Raw genomic sequence first — 19,959 nt, 5'->3', positions numbered from 1 at the left:
TGGCCCTGTTCATGCCGCTTTGCAGCAAATTTTCATATTATGAAATGACTTATCGTAATTTGAAAATCAAAAATTCCCTGTTAGAATTCGTCGTCCTCAAGGCTGGAAAACCGTACATTAGCCGCTGGTACGGTCCTGATGTCACAGCCGACGGCAATAGATAACGAATGCACTGAACGACCCCGACCGACCCGCTGAGTCCATCAGACCGGCAGGAGCCTTCAACAAACAGGAGACATGACATGTCAGCCCAAATCGACCAAGTCCTGGCGCAGGCCGCCAACGATCCCGACGTGATGGAAACCCAGGAGTGGCTTGACGCCCTCGAAGCCGTGATCGAAAAGGAAGGCCCGGACCGCGCCCACTACCTGATGGAACGCATGGTCGACCTGGCTCGCCGTCGCGGCGCCCATATTCCCTTCTCGAGCAACACGGCCTACGTCAACACGATCCCGGCCGACCAGGGCGAACACTGCCCCGGCAACCTCGAGTATGAAGAGCGCCTGCGTTCGTGGATGCGCTGGAACGCCATGGCCATGGTGGTCAAGGCCAACCGCGTCGATGGCGACCTGGGCGGTCACCTGTCCTCGTTTGCCTCGCTGGCCAACATGCTGGGCATCGGTTTCAACCATTTCTGGCACGCCCCGAGCGAAGACCACGGCGGCGACCTGCTGTACATCCAGGGCCACTCCTCGCCGGGCATCTACGCGCGCGCTTTCCTGGAAGGTCGCCTGACCGAAGACCAACTGATCCATTTCCGTCGCGAAGCCGACGGCAAGGGTCTGTCGTCGTATCCGCACCCCAAGCTGATGCCTGAGTTCTGGCAGTTCCCGACCGTCTCGATGGGCCTGGGCCCGTTGATGGCGATCTATCAGGCGCGCTTCCTGAAGTACCTGCACGCACGCGGCATCGCTAAGACCGACAACCGCAAGGTCTGGGCCTTCTGTGGCGATGGCGAGATGGACGAGCCGGAATCGATGGGCGCCATCGGCATGGCCGGTCGCGAACGCCTGAACAACCTGGTGATCGTGGTCAACTGCAACCTGCAGCGCCTGGATGGCCCGGTGCGCGGCAACGGCAAGATCATCCAGGAACTCGAATCCGACTTCCGTGGCGCTGGCTGGAACGTGGTCAAGGTCATCTGGGGCAGCGGCTGGGACGAGCTGCTGGCCAAGGACAAGGACGGCATCCTGCAAAAGGTGATGATGGAAACCGTCGACGGTGAATATCAGAACTACAAGGCCAAGGATGGCGCCTTCGTGCGCAAGCATTTCTTCGGCAAGCACCCCAAGCTGCTGGAACTGGTCAGCAAGATGTCGGATGACGACATCTGGCGCCTGACCCGCGGTGGTCACGACCCGCACAAGATCTACGCCGCCTTCAAGGTCGCGCAGGACAGCCGCGATCAACCGACCGTGATCCTGGCCAAGTCGATCAAGGGCTATGGTTTCGGCAAGGCCGGCGAGGCGCGCAATACCGCGCACAACACCAAGAAGCTGGACGACGAAGCGATCCGCGCCATGCGCGACCGTTTCCAGCTGCCGATCTCGGACGCCGAGCTGCCTAACATCCCGTTCTTCAAGCCGTCCGAAGACACGCCTGAAATGCAGTACCTGCACGAGCGCCGCAAGGCCCTGGGCGGTTACCTGCCGCAGCGTCGCCCACAAGCCGACGAAAAGCTGCCGGTGCCTGAGCTGTCGGCCTTCCAGGCGATGCTCGAGCCGACCGCCGAAGGTCGTGAAATCTCGACCACGGCTGCGTACTCGCGCGTGCTGACCGCACTGCTGCGCGACCCCAACCTGGGCCAGCGCGTGGTGCCGATCATGGTCGACGAATCGCGTACCTTCGGTATGGAAGGCCTGTTCCGCCAGATCGGTATCTTCAGCCAGGTGGGGCAGCTGTACGAACCGGTCGACAAGGACCAGGTGATGTACTACCGCGAAGACAAGGCCGGCCAGATCCTGCAAGAGGGGATCAACGAAGCCGGTGGTATGAGCTCGTGGATCGCTGCGGCGACCTCGTACTCGACCAACAACCGCGTGATGATCCCGTTCTACACCTACTACTCGATGTTCGGCCTGCAGCGTATCGGCGACCTGGCATGGGCAGCGGGCGATATGCGCGCGCGCGGCTTCCTGATCGGCGGCACCGCCGGTCGTACCACCCTGAACGGCGAAGGCCTGCAGCACGAAGACGGCCACAGCCACGTGTTTGCCTCGGCGATCCCGAACTGCGTGCCTTACGACCCGACCTTCGCCCACGAAGTGGCAGTGATCATCCATGACGGCCTGCGCCGCATGGTGGCCAACCAGGAAGACGTGTTCTACTACATCACCGTGATGAACGAGAACTACGGCCATCCGGGCATCAAGCCGGGCCAGGAAGAGGGCATCCTCAAGGGCCTGTACCTGCTCAACGAAAGCGAAAAGAAGAACAAGCTGCGCGTGCAACTGCTGGGTTCCGGCACCATCCTGCGCGAAGTCATCGCCGCCGCCGATCTGCTGCGCGACGACTGGAAGGTCGATGCCGATGTCTGGTCGGCGCCGTCCTTCACGCTGCTGGCGCGCGATGGCCAGGATGTCGAACGCTGGAACATGCTGCATCCGGCCGAGACCGCCAAGAAGAGCTACTTCGAGCAATCGCTGGAAGGCAGCGAAGGCCCGATCGTGGTGTCCACCGACTACATGCGCACCTATGCCGAACAGGTTCGCGCGTTCGTGCCGAAGGGCCGTTCGTACAAGGTGCTGGGCACCGACGGCTACGGTCGCTCCGACACCCGCGCCAAGCTGCGCGAGTTCTTCGAAGTGAACCGTTACTTCGTGACCGTGGCCGCATTGAAGTCGCTGGCCGACGAAGGCAAGATCAAGGGTTCCGTGGTGGCCGAGGCGATCGCCAAATATGGCATCGATCCGAACAAGCCGAACCCGGTGACCGTATAAGTCTCTGAATCACAGGATCATCCCCGCCTCAGCCGAACTGACCGCGGGGATGTGTCTTGTGCGAGACCTTCCGAAAGCAGGAGGCCGGCGCCAGTCATGCCATACTCTGGCTGCGGCAGCAGGACCTTCACAACGCGACACAGCAGTCCCCGGCCAGTGGCGGGGACACAGAACAATGGAGCGCAACAGATGAGTCAAGTCGAAGTAAAAGTCCCGGACATCGGCGATTTCAAGGAAGTCGAAGTCATCGAGGTGATGGTCAAGGTGGGCGACACCGTCAAGGTCGATCAATCGCTGGTGACTGTCGAATCCGACAAGGCCAGCATGGAAATCCCGTCGAGCCAGGCCGGCGTCGTCAAGGAAATCAAGGTCAAGGTCGGTGACAAGATCGCCGAAGGTTCGCTGCTGGTGATCGTCGAGGCCGAAGGCGCCAGCGCGCCGGCCGCGGCGCCCGCCCAGGCTGCTGCTGCAGCCCCGGCTGCGGCACAGGCATCGGCGCCAGCACCGGCACCTGCGGCTGCCGCTGCCGCCGCACCTGCGGCCGGCGGCGTGATCGAGATCGAAGTGCCGGACATCGGCGACTTCAAGGAAGTCGAAGTCATCGAGGTGATGGTCAAGGTCGGCGACACGGTCAAGGCCGAGCAATCGCTGCTGACCGTCGAATCCGACAAGGCCAGCATGGAGATTCCATCGAGCCACGCCGGCGTCATCAAGGAATTGCGCATCAAGCTGGGCGACAAGGTCGCCAAGGGCAGCATCATCGCCACGCTCGAAACCACCGGCGGCGCGCCGGCGGCGGCCCCGGCTGCTGCTGCCGCGCCTGCGGCCCAGGCACCTGCGGCCGCAGCGCCTGCCGCAGCTTCGGCCCCGGCGGCTGCCGCAGCTGCGCCGGCCATCGCCAGCGCCTCTGCCGTCAGCACCGGCGGCAAGGCGCACGCCTCGCCATCGGTACGCAAGTTCGCGCGCGAACTGGGTGTCGACCTGGGTCGTGTGCCGGCCACTGGCCCCAAGGGCCGTATCCTGCAGATCGATGTCCAGAACTTCGTCAAGGGCGTCATGGCCGGCAGCACGCAAGTGGCCAGCGCACCGGGCAAGAACGGTAGCGGCGCCGGCATGGACCTGCTGCCATGGCCGTCGCTCGACTTCAGCAAGTTCGGCAACACCGAGTTGCTGCCGCTGTCGCGCATCAAGAAGATCAGCGGCCCCAACCTGCATCGCAACTGGGTGATGATCCCGCACGTGACGCAGTTCGACGAAGCCGATGTCACCGAGCTCGAAGAATTCCGCAAGACCTCCAACGACGCCTATGCCAAGGCCAAGTCGCCGGTCAAGCTGACCATGCTGGCGTTCGTGATCAAGGCCAGCGTCTCGGCCCTGAAGAAATTCCCGGCCTTCAATTCGTCGCTGGACGCCAAGGGCGAGAACCTGATCCTGAAGCAGTACTACAACATCGGCTTCGCCGCCGATACGCCGAACGGCCTGGTGGTGCCGGTGATCAAGAACGCCGACCAGAAGACCATCGGCCAGATCGCCACGGAAATGGGCGACCTGTCGGCGCAGGCGCGTGACGGCAAGCTCAAGCCGGCCGACATGCAAGGCGCGACCTTCACCATCTCGTCGCTGGGCGGCATTGGCGGCACGGCCTTCACGCCCATCATCAACGCACCTGAAGTGGCGATCCTGGGCCTGTCCAAGTCGACCATCAAGCCGGTATGGGATGGCAAGCAATTCGTGCCGCGCCTGATCCTGCCGACTTCGTTGTCCTACGACCATCGCGTGGTCGATGGCGCAATGGGCGCCCGCTTCTCGGCCTACCTGGCCGAAGTGCTGGGCGACCTGCGCAAGTCCCTGCTGTAAGCGGGACCAGGCGTGCCGGCCCCGGCTGGCACGCGCATGGACAACAGAACATAACGGAGTCAAGACAATGAGTCTCTCGGAAGTCAAGGTCCCCGATATCGGCGACTTCAAGGAAGTGGAAGTAATTGAGCTGCTGGTCAAGGTGGGCGACACGATCAAGGTCGACCAATCGCTGATCACGGTCGAATCCGACAAGGCCAGCATGGAAATCCCGTCGGTCGCCGCCGGCGTGGTCAAGGAACTGAAGGTCAAGGTGGGCGACAAGGTCGCCGAAGGCTCGATCCTGCTGCTGGTGGAAGCCAGTGGCGAGGCCGCCGCGCCTGCTCCCGCCGCCGCCCCAACACCTGCTGCCGCTGCGGCGCCAGCGGCACCGGCAGCGTCCGCCGCAGCCCCTGCTGCAGCACCGGCGGCTGCCAGCTTTGGCGGTAATGCCGATGTCGAATGCGACGTCATGGTGCTAGGCGGTGGTCCCGGTGGTTACTCCGCCGCATTCCGTGCCGCCGACCTGGGATTGAACACCGTCATCGTCGAGCGCGACGCCACCCTGGGCGGGGTCTGCCTCAACGTCGGTTGCATTCCCTCCAAGGCGTTGTTGCACGTCACTTCGGTGATCGATGAAACGGCCAACATGGCTTCGCATGGCGTGACCTTCGGCAAGCCCGAGATCGACATCGACAAGCTGCGCGGCTATAAGGACAAGGTCATCGGCACCATGACCGGTGGCCTGGCCGGCATGGCCAAGGCTCGCAAGGTGGCGGTGGTGCGTGGTGACGGCCAGTTTGCCGGCCCCAACCACATCGAAGTGACGGCCGAGGATGGCAGCAAGAAGGTGGTCAAGTTCAAGCAGGCCATCATCGCTGCCGGTTCGTCGGTGGTGAACCTGCCTTTCGTGCCGCAAGACCCGCGCATCGTCGATTCGACCGGCGCGCTGGAATTGCGCCAGGTGCCCAAGCGCATGCTGGTCATCGGCGGCGGCATCATCGGCCTCGAAATGGCCACTGTCTATTCGACGCTGGGTGCGCGCATCGATGTGGTCGAGATGCTGGACGGCCTGATGCAGGGCGCCGACCGCGACATGGTCAAGGTCTGGCAGAAGTTCAACGAGAAGCGCTTCGACAACGTCATGGTCAAGACCAAGACGGTAGCGGTCGAAGCCCTGCCTGAAGGCATCAAGGTCACCTTCGAAGCCGCTGAAGCCGGCGCCAAGGCGCCCGAGCCGCAACTGTACGACCTGGTGCTGGTGGCCGTCGGTCGCAGCCCCAACGGCAAGAAGCTGTCGGCCGACAAGGCCGGCGTGATCGTCGGCGAGCGCGGTTTCATCCCGGTCGATAGCCAGATGCGCACCAACGTGCCCAACATCTTCGCCATCGGCGACCTGGTGGGCCAGCCGATGCTGGCGCACAAGGCGGTGCATGAAGGCCATGTGGCGGCTGAAGCCGCTGCCGGCCAGAAGAGCCATTTCGACGCCAGCGTGATTCCATCGGTGGCCTACACCGATCCGGAAGTGGCGTGGGTGGGTGTGACCGAAGACGAAGCGAAGGCGCGTGGCATCAAGTTCGAGAAGGGCCACTTCCCGTGGGCTGCCTCGGGTCGCGCGGTGGCCAACGGTCGTGCCGAAGGCTTCACCAAGTTGCTGTTCGACGCCGAGACCCACCGCATCATCGGTGGCGGCATCGTCGGCACGCACGCCGGCGACATGATCGGTGAAGTGGCCCTGGCCATCGAGATGGGCGCCGACGCCGTCGACATCGGCAAGACCATCCACCCGCATCCGACGCTGGGCGAATCGCTGGGCATGGCGGCGGAAGTGGCCGAAGGCTCTTGTACCGACCTGCCGCCGGTACGCAAGAAGTAAGCATCAAGTCCGGGTCATCGGGAATGCCGCCCAGTCTTTGACTGGGCGGCATTTTTTTTGCCCGGATTCCAACCTGCCAGTTGATCGATAACCTCTGGAATTGCAGGGGACACGCGGGATCCAGGCGCTAAGCGTTGGAAAGTCACAGCTTATGCAAGCCCTGCCATCAGGCGCTACACCAGCTTGCCCGGATTCATGATCAGGTTCGGATCGAAGGCTTGCTTGATGCGCATCATCAGTTCCATCTCCAGCGGCTGCTTGTAGTGTTTCAGTTCATCGCGCCGCAATTGGCCGACGCCATGTTCGGCGCTGATGCTGCCGTTCATCTTCGTCACCAGGTCATGCACCAGCCGGTTCAGCACCAGGGTCGCGTGCTTGACTTCGTCATAGGTCGACGACAGCGCAATCATCACATTGAAGTGCAGGTTGCCATCGCCCAGGTGGCCGAAGTTGATGATCTCGCAGCCGACGATGCCGGCGCCTGCAATGGCCTGGCTGGCCGCTTGCGTGAAGGGGGCCAGCGACGAGATCGGCAGTGCGATGTCGTGCTTGATCACCTTGCCGGCGCGCACCTGCGCCTGCGAAATGCCTTCGCGCAGTTTCCATAGCGCCGCGCTCTGGGCCTGGCTGGCGCAGAACATGGCGTCGCCGATCAGATCCTCTTCCAGCGCCTGTCCCAGCACATCTTCCAGCATCTGCTGCAGGCCGCTATCTTCGGTGTCGGCCAGTTCGATCAGCGCGTTGAATGCGGCCGCCTGCGCCAGCGGCGCGCGGGTATCTGCCACCTGCGCCAGCACCAGTGCCAGCGATGCGGCCGACATCATCTCGAAGGCCACCAGCCGTTCACCGCAGCGGGCCCGGGTGCGGGCCAGCAGATCGACCAGTTGTTCCAGCGAGTCGGCGCCGACCCAGGCAGTGGCGCGTGCATGCGGTTGCGCAAAGAGTTTCAGCACGGCGCCGGTGATGACGCCCAGCGTGCCTTCGGAGCCGATGAACAGATCGCGCAGGTCGTAACCGGTGTTGTCCTTGCGCAGGCCGCGCAGGCCGCTCCAGATGCGGCCATCGGGCAGCACCACTTCCAGTCCCAGCGCCAGTTCACGCATGTTGCCAAAGCGCAGCACGGCGATGCCGCCGGCATTGGTGGCAAGGTTGCCGCCGACGGTGCAACTGCCTTCGGCGCCCAGGCTCAACGGAAAATAACGGCCGACTTCCTGCGCGGCTTGCTGCGCGTGCGCCAGGATCACGCCGGCATCGACCGTCATGGTGTTGTTGAGCGGGTCCACGTCGCGGATCCGGTTCATGCGGGTGGTCGACAGGATCACCTGCGCGCCGCTGTCGTCGGGCGTGGCGCCGCCGCTCATGCCGGTGTTGCCGCCCTGAGTGACGATCGGCGTATGGGTCACATGGCACAGCCGCACCACCTCGGCGGTTTCGGCGGTGTTGGCCGGACGCACGACGGCGGCCACGCGGCCCTGCCATTTGCCCAGCCAATCCTTGAGGTAGGGCGCTTGTTGGTCGGTGTCGGTGACCAGGCCGGCATCGCCGACGATGGCACGCAGTTGCGTCATCAGTTGCTGGGTGTCGTGGCTCATCTCAGGCTCCATGCCAGTTCATCTTTACGCGGCCGATGGCCATGGCGACCGCTGCCTGGCTGGGCTCGACCACCGGCACCCCCAGCGCCTGCTGCAGGGCGTCGCGATATTGCGCCATGCCGGCGCAGCCCATCACGATCACATCGGCGCCGCGTTCGTCGCGCAGCCGGCGCCCGACCTCGATCATGCGCGCCAGCGTGCGCTCGGCCTGCGACAACTCGGTCACGTTCAATCCGATCGCCAGTTCGCCGGCCAGCCGCGCCTGCACGCCCATGGCGCCATAGGCGCGCAGATGGCGCGCGATGGAGCCATCGAGGATGGCGATCACGCCGAAGCGCTGGCCCAGCGTCAATGCCGTGAGGATGCCGCTTTCCATGATGCCCAGCACCGGCACCTTGACCGCCTCGCGCACCGCATACAGGCCGGGGTCCGAGAAGCAGGCGATGACGAAGGCCGATGCGCGCGCCTCGAGCGAGCGCGCCAGCGTGGCCAGGGGCAGGGCGACCGCGTCGACGTCCTGCTGGCTCTGGATGCCGGGCGGCCCCGACGGCAGCGACAGGCATTCGATGTCGGGACCGCCGGCCATGCGCAGTGGCGCCATGGCGGCATCGATGCCGTCGGTGACGCGCCCGGTGCTGTTGGGATTGATGACGAAGATGGTCTGGCGCGGGTGAGCAGGAACAGGAGTGGGCATGGGCGTTGTGCGGTTGGGCCGGGGGATGCGACAACTCTACCCCAGGCCGCTGGGCATGCTCCTTGCTCATTTGTCGGTTCCCCTTAACATCCTGTTATGCATGGTGGCGACTCATGGCATTGAACCTGCGTCAGATCGAAATCTTCCGTGCGGTGATGATCACCGGCTCCATCAGCGGTGCGTCGCAATTGCTGTTCGTCTCGCAGCCCGCGGTCAGCCGGCTGTTGTCGCATACCGAGCAGCGGGTCGGCTTTGCGCTGTTCGAACGCATCAAGGGGCGGCTGTATGCCACCCCGGAAGCCAAGAAGCTGTTCCATGAGGTCGAGAGCGTCTACCAGGCGGTGCAGCGCGTGAACGAACTGGCCACCGACCTGGCCGACAATCGCAGCGGCATTCTCAACATCGTCTCCAGCCCCAGCATCGGCCAGATGCTCATTCCGCAGGCGCTGACGCTGTTTCGCAGCCATCATCCCGAGGTCAAGCTGAGCTTCCATTGCCTCAGCTACGGCTATCTGAAGGAACGCCTGCTCAATCGCCAGGCCGATCTCGGCATCATCATCCTGCCCATGGAACATCCCAACCTGGATGTCACGCCCCTGTGCAGCAATCGCCTGGTCTGCGTGCTGCCCTATAACCACGAGCTTACCCGGCGCGGCACGCTGACGCTGGCCGACCTGCGGCCGTTTCCGCTGATTGCCTATGATCGCGACTCGCCTTTCGGCGGGATCGTGGGGCGCTTCTACCAGGCCGAGGAAGAACCGTTGCGGCCCTTCATGGAAGTGGGCTCGCCCCAGAACGCCTGCTCGCTGGTGCAGATGGGCGCCGGGGTGGCGCTGGTGGATGAGTTCTCGGTGCGCAGCTGGGCCGGCAGCAGCCAGATGGTGGTGCGGCCGGTGGCGCGCGCGCCCATCCTGCAGGCCAACTTGGTGCACATGCGACTGGAACCTTTGTCGCAGCTGACCCAGGCCTTCATCGGCGAGTTGCGCCAATTGGTGCAGGCGCAGGGCTACGGCTTGCCGTCGACTGAGAAGGCCGTCGGGCATTAACAGCAGGTTAAGGATTGCGCACAAAAAGGAAAGCGACAGGACCCCGGCCCTCCACCACAATGAATTTCAATCTGACCGCTCGCCGGTTCACCTTGTCATCGTCATTACGGAAACTTCATGTCCCATTCCAACGCATCGCTGTCCACCGCGCGTGGCGTCTATACGATCTGCCCCACGCCTTTCTTCGCCGATGGTTCGCTCGACCTCGGCAGCATCGCCACGCTGGTCGATTTCCAGATCGAGGCGGGCGTATCGGGCCTGGCCATCCTGGGCTTCCTGGGCGAGGCGCACAAGTTGTCCAATGCCGAACGGCGCGCCGTGGCCGAGACCTTCGTCAGGTGCGCAGCCGGTCGCGTGCCGGTGTGGGTGGGCGTGCGCGCCCTGGGCCTGGCCGGCGCCATCGAACAGGCGCAGGAAGCGGCCCAGGCGGGCGCGGCAGCGGTATTTGCCGCGCCCCTCGACAACGCCTCCGATGCGGTGCAGTTCGACTATTACAAGTCGCTCGCCGCCGTGCTCGACATTCCGGTGGTGATCCACGACTTCCCGGACTCGTTCGGCACCGAAATCAAGGCCGAGGTGATTGCCCGGCTGGGGCGCGAGGGCGGCGTCAATTTCATCAAGATGGAAGAGCCCCCGGTGGGCCAGAAGATCAGCCGCATCCGCGATCTGGCCGGTGAATCCATGCGCATCTTCGGCGGTCTCGGCGGCGTGTACTTCCTGGAAGAACTGCAACGCGGCGCAGTCGGCACCATGACCGGCTTTGCGTTTCCCGAGATCCTGGTGCGCATCCACCGGAAGTTTGCCGCCGGCGACCTCGCGGGCGCCGCCGCCACGTTCGACAAATATTGCCCGCTGATCCGCTACGAGTTCCAGCCCAAGATCGGCCTGTCGCTGCGCAAGTATGTCTACCGCAAGCGCGGCGTGATCTCGAGCGACGCGATCCGCTCGCCCGGGATGCGCATCGACCCCGAGACCGAACGCGAACTGGAGGGCGTGATCGCCCGCGTCGGCCTGTCGCTGGACCAGCGCGGCGCGCTGGTCATCGAATAAGGGGACGACATGGATCTGGGTATCGCAGGACGCACCGCACTGGTGTGCGCATCGAGCAAGGGGCTGGGCCTGGCCTGCGCCGCGTCGCTGGCGCGCGAAGGCGTGGCCGTGACCATGACCGCGCGCGGCGGCGAAGTGCTGGAGGCGGCCGCGCAACGCATCCGTGAACAGACCGGCGCCACCATCCGCACCGTGGTCGGCGACATCACCACCGCCGAGGGCCGGGCACTGGCGCTGGCGGCGTGCCCCCAGCCCGATATCCTGGTGACCAACGCCGGCGGCCCCAAGCCGGGCGACTTTCGCGAGTGGTCGCGCGAAGACTGGATCGCCGCCATCGACGCCAACATGCTCACGCCCATCGAACTGATCAAGGCCACCGTCGACGGCATGATGGCGCGCGGCTTCGGGCGCATCGTCAACATCACCTCGGGCGCGGTCAAGGCACCGATCGATATCCTGGGATTGTCCAACGGCGCCCGTTCCGGACTGACCGGTTTCGTCGCCGGCCTGGCGCGCACTACGGTGGCACGCAACGTCACCATCAACAACCTGCTGCCAGGGCCGTTCGAGACCGACCGCCTGTTGACCACGGCCGCCGCCAGCGCCCGCGCCAGCGGCAAGAGCGCCGACGAGATACTGGCGGCGCGTCGTGCCGCCAACCCGGCTGGTCGCTTCGGCCATCCGGACGAATTCGGTGATGCCTGCGCCTGGCTGTGCAGCGCCCGGGCCGGCTTCGTCACCGGGCAGAACCTGCTGATGGACGGCGGCGCCTATCCGGGTACCTATTGAGGAGTGCTGATGGACTTTGACCTCACCATTCGCGGCGGTCGCATCTCTACCGATCGCGACACCTTCGTGGCCGACATCGGCGTCAAGGATGGCGTGATCGTGAAGATCGCGCGCGACTTGCCGGCCGGACGCCAAGACATCGATGCCAGCGGTCGCTGGGTGCTGCCCGGCGGCATCGACAGCCACTGCCACATCGAACAGTTGTCCGGCATGGGCATGATGTGCGCCGACGATTTCTACTCGGGCACCGTGTCGGCGGCCTTCGGCGGCACCACCACCATCATCCCGTTCGCGGCCCAGCATCGCGGCAACCGGATTCCCGATGTGATCTCGGATTACGCCCGGCGCGCACGCGAAAAGGCCGTGATCGATTACGGCTTTCACCTGATCCTGGCCGATCCCGATGAGCAGGCGCTGCAACACGACCTGCCGCAGGCGATCCGCGAGGGCATCACCTCGCTCAAGGTCTACATGACCTACAACGCCTTGAAGCTGGACGACTACCAGTTGCTGGACGTGATGGCGCTGGCCGGGCGCGAAGGTGCGCTGGTGATGATCCATGCCGAGAACCACGACATGATCCGCTGGCTGGCTTCGCGCCTGCTGGACCAGGGCCACACCGCACCCAAATTCCATGCCGTCGCGCACGATCCGCTGGCCGAAGCCGAAGCCAGCAACCGCGCTATCGCGCTGTCGCGCCTGATCGGCGTGCCGGTATTGATCGTTCACGTGGCCGGCGCCGAGACGGTGCAGACCATTCGCGCCGCCAAGTTGCTGGGCGCGCAGATCTTTGCCGAGAGCTGTCCGCAATACCTGTTCCTGACCGCCGAGGATATCGACCTGCCCGGGGTGGAAGGCGCCAAGTATTGCTGCAGCCCGCCGCCGCGCGACGCCAATGCCCAGGAAGCGGTATGGGCTGGCCTGAAGGATGGCACGCTGGGCATGTACTCGTCGGATCATGCGCCGTATCGCTTCGACGAAAGCGGCAAGCTGCCGCGTGGCGAGGACACCACCTTCAAGGAAATGGCCAACGGCGTGCCCGGCATCGAGTTGCGTCTGCCGCTGCTGTTTTCGGAAGGCGTGCTGGGCGGGCGCATCAGCATCAACGAATTCGTGCAACTGACGGCCACCAACCATGCCCACATGTATGGCCTGTCGCATTGCAAGGGCAACCTGGCTGAAGGGCTGGATGCCGATATCGTCATCTGGGACCCGCAGCGCCAGCAAACCATCACGGCCGCCATGCTGCATGACAACGTCGGCTACACGCCCTATGAAGGGCGGCAGATCACCGGCTGGCCCGAGACCGTGCTCAGCCGTGGACGGGTGGTCGTCAGCGACGGTGAACTCAGGGTCGAGCGCGGCTCGGGGCGCTACATCGCCCGGCAGTGTCCGGAACCGGCCAGTATCGCGCGCAAGTCGGCGCGCAGTCATTTGCCGGGTTTGCTCGGCCTCAAGGGAAAAGCATGGGACGAGAATTGAACATGAACGCAGACAAGCAGCGCTTCGGCCTGGCGGTGGCGCAGATGGGGCCGGTACACCTGGCCGATGACCGTCGCATCGTAGTGGCGCGGCTGATCGAGATGTTGCGCGAGGCAGCCTCGCGTGGGGCCCGGATGGTGGTGTTTCCGGAACTGGCGCTGACCACGTTCTTCCCGCGCTACTGGATGGAGGACGAGGCCGAGGTCAATGCCCGTTTCTTCGAAGCCGAGATGCCCGGCCCCGAGACGCGTCCCCTGTTCGAACTGGCGGCGCAATTGAAGGTGGGCTTCTACCTCGGCTACGCCGAACTGACCCCAGACGGCCATCGCTATAACAGTTCGATACTGGTCGACGAGCATGCCAGGATCGTGGCCCGCTATCGCAAGATCCATTTGCCCGGCCACAGCGATCACAAGCCAGATGCGCCGTTCCAGCATCTCGAGAAAAAATACTTCGAGGTCGGCAACGATGGCTTTGGCGTGAGCGACATGCTGGGCACCCGCATCGGCCAGTGCCTGTGCAATGACCGCCGCTGGCCCGAGACCTATCGCGTCATGAGCCTGCAGAGCGCGCGGCTGGTGGTGCTGGGCTATAACACGCCATCGTGGAACATCCATTGGAGCGAGCCGCCGCACCTGCGCATGTTCCATCACCTGCTGTCGCTGCAGGCCAACGCCTACCAGAACGGGCTGTGGGTGGCGGCCGCCGCCAAGTGCGGCGCGGAAGATGGCTTCCACATGATCGGCGGCTCGGCCATCGTCGCGCCCACCGGCGAGATCGTAGCGCAGGCGCAGGGCGAAGAGGACGAAGTGATCTTCGCCAACTGCGACCTCGGCCTGGGCGAAACCTTCCTCGAACACGTCTTCAATTTTGCCAAGCATCGCCGTCCCGAGCATTACCGCCTGATCGTCGAGCGCACCGGCGCCGGCGCACCGCTAACCCCGTCCGATCTTTCCACACAGGAGTGAAGAAATGATTTCGTCCAAGTTGTCGCTGAAGTGTTCCCAACTGGCGCTGGCCGCCGTCATGTCGCTGGCCGCCACCTGTGCCCTGGCGCAAACGGGGCCACTCAAGACTGGCGTCGACGCTACCTTTGCGCCGCATGCCATGGTCAAGCTGGGCGGCGGCCTGCAGGGTTTCAATATCGACCTGGGCGAAGAGCTGGCGCGTCGCCTGGGGCGCAAGATCGAGATCGAGGGCACCGAGTTCTCGGGACTGGTGCCGGGGCTGAATGCCAAGAAATATGACTTCGTGCTGGCGCCGGTGACGGCCACGCCCGAGCGCGCCAAGAGCATGTTGTTTACCGAAGGCTATCTCGACACCGACTACACCTTCGTCATCAAGAAGGGCGCCGCGCCGATCCACGCGCTGGAGGATTTGAAGGGCAAGACGATCTCGGTCAACAAGGGGTCGGCCTACGAGATCTGGGCCAAGGATAATGCCGGCAAATACGGTTTCAAGTATGACGTCTATGGCAACAATGCCGACGCCGTGCAGGCGGTGCAATCGGGCCGGGCCGAGGCCAACCTGGCCGGCAGCACCGTCGCCGCCTGGGCCGCCAAGCAGAATCCTGCGGTGCAGACCACGCTCACCATCAAGACCGGCCTGGTGTGGGCGCTGGCTTTCCGGCTCGACGACCGTGCCGGGCGTGACGCCGCCGGCAACGCCCTGAAGTGCATGAAGCAGGATGGCACGCTGGGCAAGATCGCCCAGAAGTGGTTCGGCTATACCCCGGCGGCGGACGCCACCGTGGTCAAGGTCGGCGTGGGCCAGGGCGTGCCGGGACTGGATGGCTACGACCCGACCCCGGTCACGCCTAAATGCAGCTGAGAGCAGCCATGATCGCTTCGCCCATCCTCGAAATCGTCGGGCTGCATAAATCCTATGACGGCAACCAGGTGCTGCGTGGCATCGACCTGCGCGTGCGCGCCGGTCAGCTGGTGTGCGTGATTGGCCCGTCGGGGTCGGGCAAGAGCACCATGCTGCGCTGCTGCAACCGGCTGGAACAGCCCAGCGCCGGGCAGATCGTGGTGGACGGCGTCGATATCATGCATGCGCGCACCGACCTGAACCAGGTGCGCCAGAAGATCGGCATGGTGTTCCAGCAATTCAACCTGTATCCGCACCTGACGGTGCTGGGCAATGTCATGCTGGCATTGAAGAAAGTGCAGCGCCATCCGCACGCCGAGGCGCTGGTGCGTGCACGGCGGGCCTTGCAGCAGGTGGGCATGCTGGACAAGATCGACGCCTATCCCGGCCAGTTGTCGGGCGGGCAGCAGCAGCGGGTGGGCATCGCCCGCGGCATTGCACTGGAACCCAAGGTCATGTTGTTCGATGAACCTACCAGCGCGCTCGATCCGGAACTGGTGGGCAGCGTATTGCAGGTCATGCGTCAATTGCGCGAGGCCGGCATGACCATGCTGGTGGTGACCCACGAGATGGCTTTCGCCCGCGCTGCCGCCGACCGGGTGGTGTTCATGGATGGCGGCGTGATCGTCGAGGAGGGCGCCCCGGAGCAGATCTTCGGCGATCCGCAGCAGGCCCGCACCAAGGCCTTCGTGTCGCGCTATTCGGGCCAGCAGGCCCAGCACTGAGGCGGCGAACCCACATGCAGCAATTCATCTTCACTTTCTTCAACGCCGAGGTCGCCGGCCGCTACTGGCCGGACATCCTGCGCGGCATGGGCGTGACCGTGTTGCTGAGCCTGGCGGTGATCGCCGCCGGCCTGTTGCTCGGCTTGCTGCTGGCGGTGCTGCGCGCGACCGGGCAGCGCGCCGTGGGCCTGGCGGTGGTGGCCTTCGCCGACATCATGCGCTCGCTGCCGCCGCTGATCCTGATCATCGTGCTGTTCTTCGCGTTTCCGTATATCGATCTGTCGATGTCGTCCTTCACCGCCACCTGGCTGGCGCTGTCGCTGGTGCTGGCGGCCTATGCCGAGGAAAGCATCTGGGCCGGTATCCTGGCCTTGCCGCAGGGACAGCGTGAAGCGGCGCGCTCGACCGGCCTGTCGTGGACCCAGACCATGCTGTGGGTGGTGTTGCCGCAGGCGCTGCGCATGGCGGTGCCGCCGCTGACCAATCGCGTTATCTCGATCACCAAGAACACTGCGCTGGGCTCGGTGGTGGCCTTGTCCGAAATCCTCAATACCGCACAGGCGGCCAGCAGCAATGCCGGCAACCCGACGCCGCTGATGCTGGGAGCGGCGGCCTATCTGGTGATCTTCATCCCGGTCGTCCTGTTTGCGCGCTGGCTCGAAACCCGCTGGCGCTGGAAGCGCTGAACCATGGAAGCCTTGCTACAGAATTTCTTCAACCTGCAGGTCTACCGCGAGGTATTGCCTTTCCTGCTGGGGGGATTGTGGACCACCGTGTGGCTGTCGCTGCTGGTGATCCCGATTGGTGTCGTGTCGGGCCTGGCGCTGGCCTTGCTGGCGACCCAGAGCGGCTCGCGCGCGGTGCGCATTGCGGTCGCGGTGTATGTGGATTTCTTTCGCTCGTTCCCGCCGCTGGTGCTGCTGATCCTGATCTACTTCGGCGCGCCTTTCCTGGGGCTGGACCTGCCCAAGCTGGTGGCGGTGGCGATCGGCTTCATGTTCAACAACTCCAGCTACTTTGCCGAAGTGTTTCGCGCCGGTATCGAAAGCATCCCGCGCGGCCAGATGGAAGCGGCGCGCTCCACCGGCCTGTCGCGCCTGCAGGCGCTGGCCTATGTGGTGGTGCCGCAGGCCACCCGCAACGCCTTGCCCGACCTGGTGGGGAATTGCATCGAAGTCATCAAGCTGACCACCATCGCCAGCGTGGTCGCCTTGCCGGAGCTGTTGCGGGTAGCGCGCGATGCCCAGTCGCTGGTGTACAACCCGTCGCCGATCGTGCTGGCGGCGTTGTTGTACCTGATGCTGCTATGGCCGCTGGTGCGCTGGCTGTCGCGGCTGGAGCATCGCAACCGCGCCCAGCATTGAACGGCTCAACCGTTGAGCAGTTTCATGCTGGCCTCGGTATAACGTGCGCCGGCCACCGCGCCCGGCGCAAACACATCGGCCAGCTTCTTGAGATCGTCGGCGTCGAGCTTGACGCTGGCTGCGCCAGCGTTTTCGTCGAGGTAACGACGGCGCTTGGTGCCGGGAATCGGCACGATGTGCGGGTCTTGCGCCAGCACCCAGGCCAGCGCCAGCTGGGCCGGTGTGCATTGCTTGCGCAGCGCCAGTTGCCGGACCTGTTCCACCAGCGCCATGTTGCGATCGAAGTTGTCGGCCGCGAAACGCGGGTTGCTGCGGCGAAAGTCATCGCTCGCCAGATCGTCGGGTTTGCCGATGGCGCCGGTGAGAAAGCCCCGTCCCAGCGGACTATAGGCGACGAAGCCGATGCCCAGGCGGCGGCAGGCGGCCAGCGTGTCCTGCTCGGGATCGCGGGTCCATAGCGAATACTCGCTCTGCAAGGCGGTGATCGGGTGCACCTTGTGGGCGCGCTCGATGGTCTCCACCGAGGCTTCGGACAAGCCGATATGACGGATCTTGCCGGCCTTCACCAGGTCCGACAGTATCCCCACCGTGACTTCGATGGGCGTGTTGGGATCGACCCGATGCTGGTAATACAGGTCGATGGTGTCGATGCCCAGGCGCTTGAGGCTGCCTTCGACCGCTGCGCGGATGTAAGCGGGGCTGCCATCGACGCCGCGCGCGGCGCCATCGCCGGGTGTGCGCACGATGCCGAACTTGGTGGCGATGAAGAACTTGTCGCGGCGTCCCCGGATGGCACGGCCGACCAGCTCTTCATTGGTGTAGGGACCATACATGTCGGCCGTGTCGAGCAGGGTCACGCCCAGCTCCAGCGCGCGGTCGATGGTGGCCAGCGATTCGGTGTCGTCGCGATCGGCATAGAAGTCGCTCATGCCCATGCAACCCAGGCCGATGGCGGAGACCAGCGGGCCGTTGTCGCCCAGGCGGCGCGAGCTGACTTGTGAATCGGGTTGCAATTGATCAGGTGGGATGGGTTGTGGCATTTGGCGTCCTGTAATGATTGTCATGGAGTGGCGGCGACTGCCGTGCACTGGTCGACAGCAGCCTGTCGCTCCAGTTCGCCGTAGAGCGCGATCTTTTGCTGCAAGACCTGCAGGTTGCCCTGCAGTTCGGCCAGCGTGGCTTCGACCGCAAGCGTGTGCGCTTGCAGCAGCGCCTTGCGCTGGCTGACGCTTTCCACGGTGTTGCCCCGGCGTCGCAGTTGGGCGTAGTGCAACATGGCCCGCAACGGTAGTCCGGTCGACTTGAGCTTCTGCAGGAAGGCGATCCAGTTCAGGTCGTCCGGTCCAAAGCGCCGGTGGTGGTTGTCGCCGCGCCCGACCGGATCGAGCAGGCCGATGCGTTCGTAATAGCGCAGCGTATGCACCGTCAGGCCGGTCGCCTCGGCGGCCTGGGCAATGGTCATGGAAGTCGTCATGGGATTGAGTCTATTAGTTGGAGTGCACTCTAGGTCAAGCGGGTTTTGCACAACCTCGACTTGTCTATCGGCATTGCCAAAATGACATTGCCAGGAAGGGCCATAAGTCTGCTGCAGTGGGGGAGGTGGCGACCGACGGCTAGGAAGGGGCGCAGATCGCCGACCTTGCTGCAACGCTGCTGCCAGGAGGGGAGTCGATTATATTGAAATGTTGCGCCGGCAGACGCGCCGGCATCGTTGCGATGGCGACCTGCTGCCTGTGGTGCTTGAACGGCGCTATGCGCCAAGCGGCTAGTGGCTGCTCATCCAGCGATGGCCGGTCCGGATTGCGCGGGGCAATCCAGCCGGCCAAGCTGCCAATATCAAGCTGATTTCCGGAAAAATCGCTGCGTAGCTCAGGGGGCCACGTAACCCAGCGCGATCGAGAACCGTTCGGCCCCACGGCGGATTACCTCGGCATGCTTTTTCAGCAGACTCTTCGATACCCGGCTGGCCGGCGCCGACATCGACAGCGAAGCCACTACCGTACCGCTGGCGTCGCGCACCGGTGCCGCTACCGCAACCATCTCGGCAGTACGTTCGGCTTCGGACGCGCTCAAGCCGTCTTCGGTAATCTTCTTCAGTTCTTTTTTCAGATCGCTGCGCTTGACGATGGTGTGGTCCGTGAATTTCTTCATGTCCTGGGCCAGCACGTCGGTCTGCAGTTCGACCGGCGCATACGCCAGCAGTAGCTTGCCTGAAGCGCCTACGCCGAGCGGACGGCGGGTGCCCAACTGGTTGTGTACGCGCACTGCATGCGGGGCATCCCACCAGGCGATGCACACCGTTTCGTTGCCCTCGCGAATGCGCACCAATACGCTCTCATTGCATTCGGTACCGACCGCTGCCAGCACTTCATTGGCGATCTGGATCAGGTTCAACTGGTTCTGCGCGGCAGCGCCGATGATCAATGCCCGATAGCCGAGGCTATAGCTCGCCCCTGGCATGGTACGGCGCACCAGTCCGCATTCTTCGAGCGTGCTCAACAGGCGAAATGCTCGTGCCTTGGTATTGCCCGAGCGCTTGGCCAGCTCGGTGACGCCCTTGCCGCCTTCTTCGGCAACGACAAACAGAAGCTCCATCGCCTTGAGGACTGCATCGACCGTATATGTCATAAAAATTTTCCTGGAAATCCGGCTATTGGCAGCGCGGCCAACCGCCCCCGCCGAGGTGGGGGCTCAAAT

Annotated in this window: 17 protein-coding genes; 12 read left to right on the top strand and 5 right to left on the bottom strand. The window is 64.2% G+C overall.

The window, feature by feature from the left end; genetic code table 11:
• The first annotated feature begins 242 nt into the window (after window positions 1-242).
• The 3 genes from aceE to lpdA all read left to right on the top strand — a co-directional run bounded on the left by aceE (window position 243) and on the right by lpdA (window position 6,651).
• Window positions 243-2,939, top strand: a complete 2,697-nt coding sequence (gene aceE / locus LBW87_RS03790; RefSeq protein ID WP_225200088.1) for a pyruvate dehydrogenase (acetyl-transferring), homodimeric type — start codon at window positions 243-245, stop codon at window positions 2,937-2,939.
• A 189-nt stretch (window positions 2,940-3,128) separates the two neighbouring features.
• Complete coding sequence (gene aceF / locus LBW87_RS03785; protein WP_225200087.1) at window positions 3,129-4,796, top strand: dihydrolipoyllysine-residue acetyltransferase; 1,668 nt, start codon at window positions 3,129-3,131, stop codon at window positions 4,794-4,796.
• Window positions 4,797-4,863: 67 nt separating this feature from the next.
• Window positions 4,864-6,651, top strand: a complete 1,788-nt coding sequence (lpdA, locus tag LBW87_RS03780; protein ID WP_225200086.1) for a dihydrolipoyl dehydrogenase — start codon at window positions 4,864-4,866, stop codon at window positions 6,649-6,651.
• Window positions 6,652-6,824: 173 nt separating this feature from the next.
• Here lpdA and LBW87_RS03775 read toward each other — a convergent pair whose 3' ends face one another.
• Entirely contained in the window at window positions 6,825-8,243 is a 1,419-nt protein-coding gene (locus LBW87_RS03775) for an FAD-binding oxidoreductase (protein WP_225200085.1), read from the bottom strand.
• Between the two features lies 1 nt (window position 8,244).
• Window positions 8,245-8,937, bottom strand: coding sequence for an aspartate/glutamate racemase family protein (locus LBW87_RS03770; RefSeq protein ID WP_225200084.1), 693 nt, complete (start codon window positions 8,935-8,937; stop codon window positions 8,245-8,247).
• A gap of 113 nt (window positions 8,938-9,050) precedes the next feature.
• Between LBW87_RS03770 and LBW87_RS03765 the strand changes: the two genes are divergently transcribed.
• The 9 genes from LBW87_RS03765 (at window position 9,051) to LBW87_RS03725 (ending at window position 17,262) form a co-directional block, all read left to right on the top strand.
• Complete coding sequence (locus LBW87_RS03765; RefSeq protein ID WP_225200083.1) at window positions 9,051-9,983, top strand: LysR family transcriptional regulator; 933 nt, start codon at window positions 9,051-9,053, stop codon at window positions 9,981-9,983.
• Window positions 9,984-10,100: 117 nt separating this feature from the next.
• Entirely contained in the window at window positions 10,101-11,033 is a 933-nt protein-coding gene (locus LBW87_RS03760) for a dihydrodipicolinate synthase family protein (protein ID WP_225200082.1), read from the top strand.
• Between the two features lie 9 nt (window positions 11,034-11,042).
• Complete coding sequence (locus tag LBW87_RS03755; RefSeq protein WP_225200081.1) at window positions 11,043-11,822, top strand: SDR family oxidoreductase; 780 nt, start codon at window positions 11,043-11,045, stop codon at window positions 11,820-11,822.
• Window positions 11,823-11,831: 9 nt separating this feature from the next.
• The gene (hydA, locus tag LBW87_RS03750; protein WP_225200080.1) at window positions 11,832-13,304 is read left to right on the top strand and encodes a dihydropyrimidinase; all 1,473 of its coding nucleotides are present in this window, start codon (window positions 11,832-11,834) and stop codon (window positions 13,302-13,304) included.
• Between the two features lie 2 nt (window positions 13,305-13,306).
• Window positions 13,307-14,272 (top strand): N-carbamoyl-D-amino-acid hydrolase, encoded by a 966-nt coding sequence (locus LBW87_RS03745; RefSeq protein WP_225200079.1) that lies wholly within the window; start codon window positions 13,307-13,309, stop codon window positions 14,270-14,272.
• A gap of 4 nt (window positions 14,273-14,276) precedes the next feature.
• Window positions 14,277-15,134: a transporter substrate-binding domain-containing protein gene (locus LBW87_RS03740; protein ID WP_225200078.1), complete on the top strand. Its 858-nt coding sequence runs from the start codon at window positions 14,277-14,279 to the stop codon at window positions 15,132-15,134.
• Window positions 15,135-15,142: 8 nt separating this feature from the next.
• Window positions 15,143-15,898: an amino acid ABC transporter ATP-binding protein gene (locus tag LBW87_RS03735; protein ID WP_265112842.1), complete on the top strand. Its 756-nt coding sequence runs from the start codon at window positions 15,143-15,145 to the stop codon at window positions 15,896-15,898.
• A 14-nt stretch (window positions 15,899-15,912) separates the two neighbouring features.
• Window positions 15,913-16,584, top strand: coding sequence for an amino acid ABC transporter permease (locus LBW87_RS03730; RefSeq protein WP_225200077.1), 672 nt, complete (start codon window positions 15,913-15,915; stop codon window positions 16,582-16,584).
• A gap of 3 nt (window positions 16,585-16,587) precedes the next feature.
• Window positions 16,588-17,262, top strand: coding sequence for an amino acid ABC transporter permease (locus LBW87_RS03725; protein WP_225200076.1), 675 nt, complete (start codon window positions 16,588-16,590; stop codon window positions 17,260-17,262).
• A 5-nt stretch (window positions 17,263-17,267) separates the two neighbouring features.
• Here the strand turns inward: LBW87_RS03725 and LBW87_RS03720 are convergent, their stop codons facing one another.
• From LBW87_RS03720 to LBW87_RS03710, 3 genes are all read right to left on the bottom strand, one after another.
• Window positions 17,268-18,302 (bottom strand): aldo/keto reductase, encoded by a 1,035-nt coding sequence (locus tag LBW87_RS03720; protein WP_225200075.1) that lies wholly within the window; start codon window positions 18,300-18,302, stop codon window positions 17,268-17,270.
• Window positions 18,303-18,322: 20 nt separating this feature from the next.
• On the bottom strand, window positions 18,323-18,736 hold the full coding sequence (locus tag LBW87_RS03715) for a MerR family transcriptional regulator (RefSeq protein ID WP_225200074.1): 414 nt from the start codon (window positions 18,734-18,736) through the stop codon (window positions 18,323-18,325).
• Window positions 18,737-19,131: 395 nt separating this feature from the next.
• On the bottom strand, window positions 19,132-19,890 hold the full coding sequence (locus LBW87_RS03710; protein WP_225200073.1) for an IclR family transcriptional regulator: 759 nt from the start codon (window positions 19,888-19,890) through the stop codon (window positions 19,132-19,134).
• Window positions 19,891-19,959 lie beyond the last annotated feature (69 nt).

It is taken from the genome of Herbaspirillum sp. alder98 (assembly GCF_020179755.1).
Classification (GTDB): domain Bacteria; phylum Pseudomonadota; class Gammaproteobacteria; order Burkholderiales; family Burkholderiaceae_D; genus Herbaspirillum.
Note: the sequence above shows the minus strand (reverse complement) of the source record. Positions and strands in the feature narration are given on the sequence as shown.

Coding starts and splice junctions, on each gene's coding strand:
- aceE (WP_225200088.1), top strand. CDS start 243: ATGTCAGCCCAAATCGACCAAGTCCTGGCGCAGGCCGCCAACGATCCC.
- aceF (WP_225200087.1), top strand. CDS start 3,129: ATGAGTCAAGTCGAAGTAAAAGTCCCGGACATCGGCGATTTCAAGGAA.
- lpdA (WP_225200086.1), top strand. CDS start 4,864: ATGAGTCTCTCGGAAGTCAAGGTCCCCGATATCGGCGACTTCAAGGAA.
- LBW87_RS03775 (WP_225200085.1), bottom strand. CDS start 8,243: ATGAGCCACGACACCCAGCAACTGATGACGCAACTGCGTGCCATCGTC.
- LBW87_RS03770 (WP_225200084.1), bottom strand. CDS start 8,937: ATGCCCACTCCTGTTCCTGCTCACCCGCGCCAGACCATCTTCGTCATC.
- LBW87_RS03765 (WP_225200083.1), top strand. CDS start 9,051: ATGGCATTGAACCTGCGTCAGATCGAAATCTTCCGTGCGGTGATGATC.
- LBW87_RS03760 (WP_225200082.1), top strand. CDS start 10,101: ATGTCCCATTCCAACGCATCGCTGTCCACCGCGCGTGGCGTCTATACG.
- LBW87_RS03755 (WP_225200081.1), top strand. CDS start 11,043: ATGGATCTGGGTATCGCAGGACGCACCGCACTGGTGTGCGCATCGAGC.
- hydA (WP_225200080.1), top strand. CDS start 11,832: ATGGACTTTGACCTCACCATTCGCGGCGGTCGCATCTCTACCGATCGC.
- LBW87_RS03745 (WP_225200079.1), top strand. CDS start 13,307: ATGAACGCAGACAAGCAGCGCTTCGGCCTGGCGGTGGCGCAGATGGGG.
- LBW87_RS03740 (WP_225200078.1), top strand. CDS start 14,277: ATGATTTCGTCCAAGTTGTCGCTGAAGTGTTCCCAACTGGCGCTGGCC.
- LBW87_RS03735 (WP_265112842.1), top strand. CDS start 15,143: ATGATCGCTTCGCCCATCCTCGAAATCGTCGGGCTGCATAAATCCTAT.
- LBW87_RS03730 (WP_225200077.1), top strand. CDS start 15,913: ATGCAGCAATTCATCTTCACTTTCTTCAACGCCGAGGTCGCCGGCCGC.
- LBW87_RS03725 (WP_225200076.1), top strand. CDS start 16,588: ATGGAAGCCTTGCTACAGAATTTCTTCAACCTGCAGGTCTACCGCGAG.
- LBW87_RS03720 (WP_225200075.1), bottom strand. CDS start 18,302: ATGCCACAACCCATCCCACCTGATCAATTGCAACCCGATTCACAAGTC.
- LBW87_RS03715 (WP_225200074.1), bottom strand. CDS start 18,736: ATGACGACTTCCATGACCATTGCCCAGGCCGCCGAGGCGACCGGCCTG.
- LBW87_RS03710 (WP_225200073.1), bottom strand. CDS start 19,890: ATGACATATACGGTCGATGCAGTCCTCAAGGCGATGGAGCTTCTGTTT.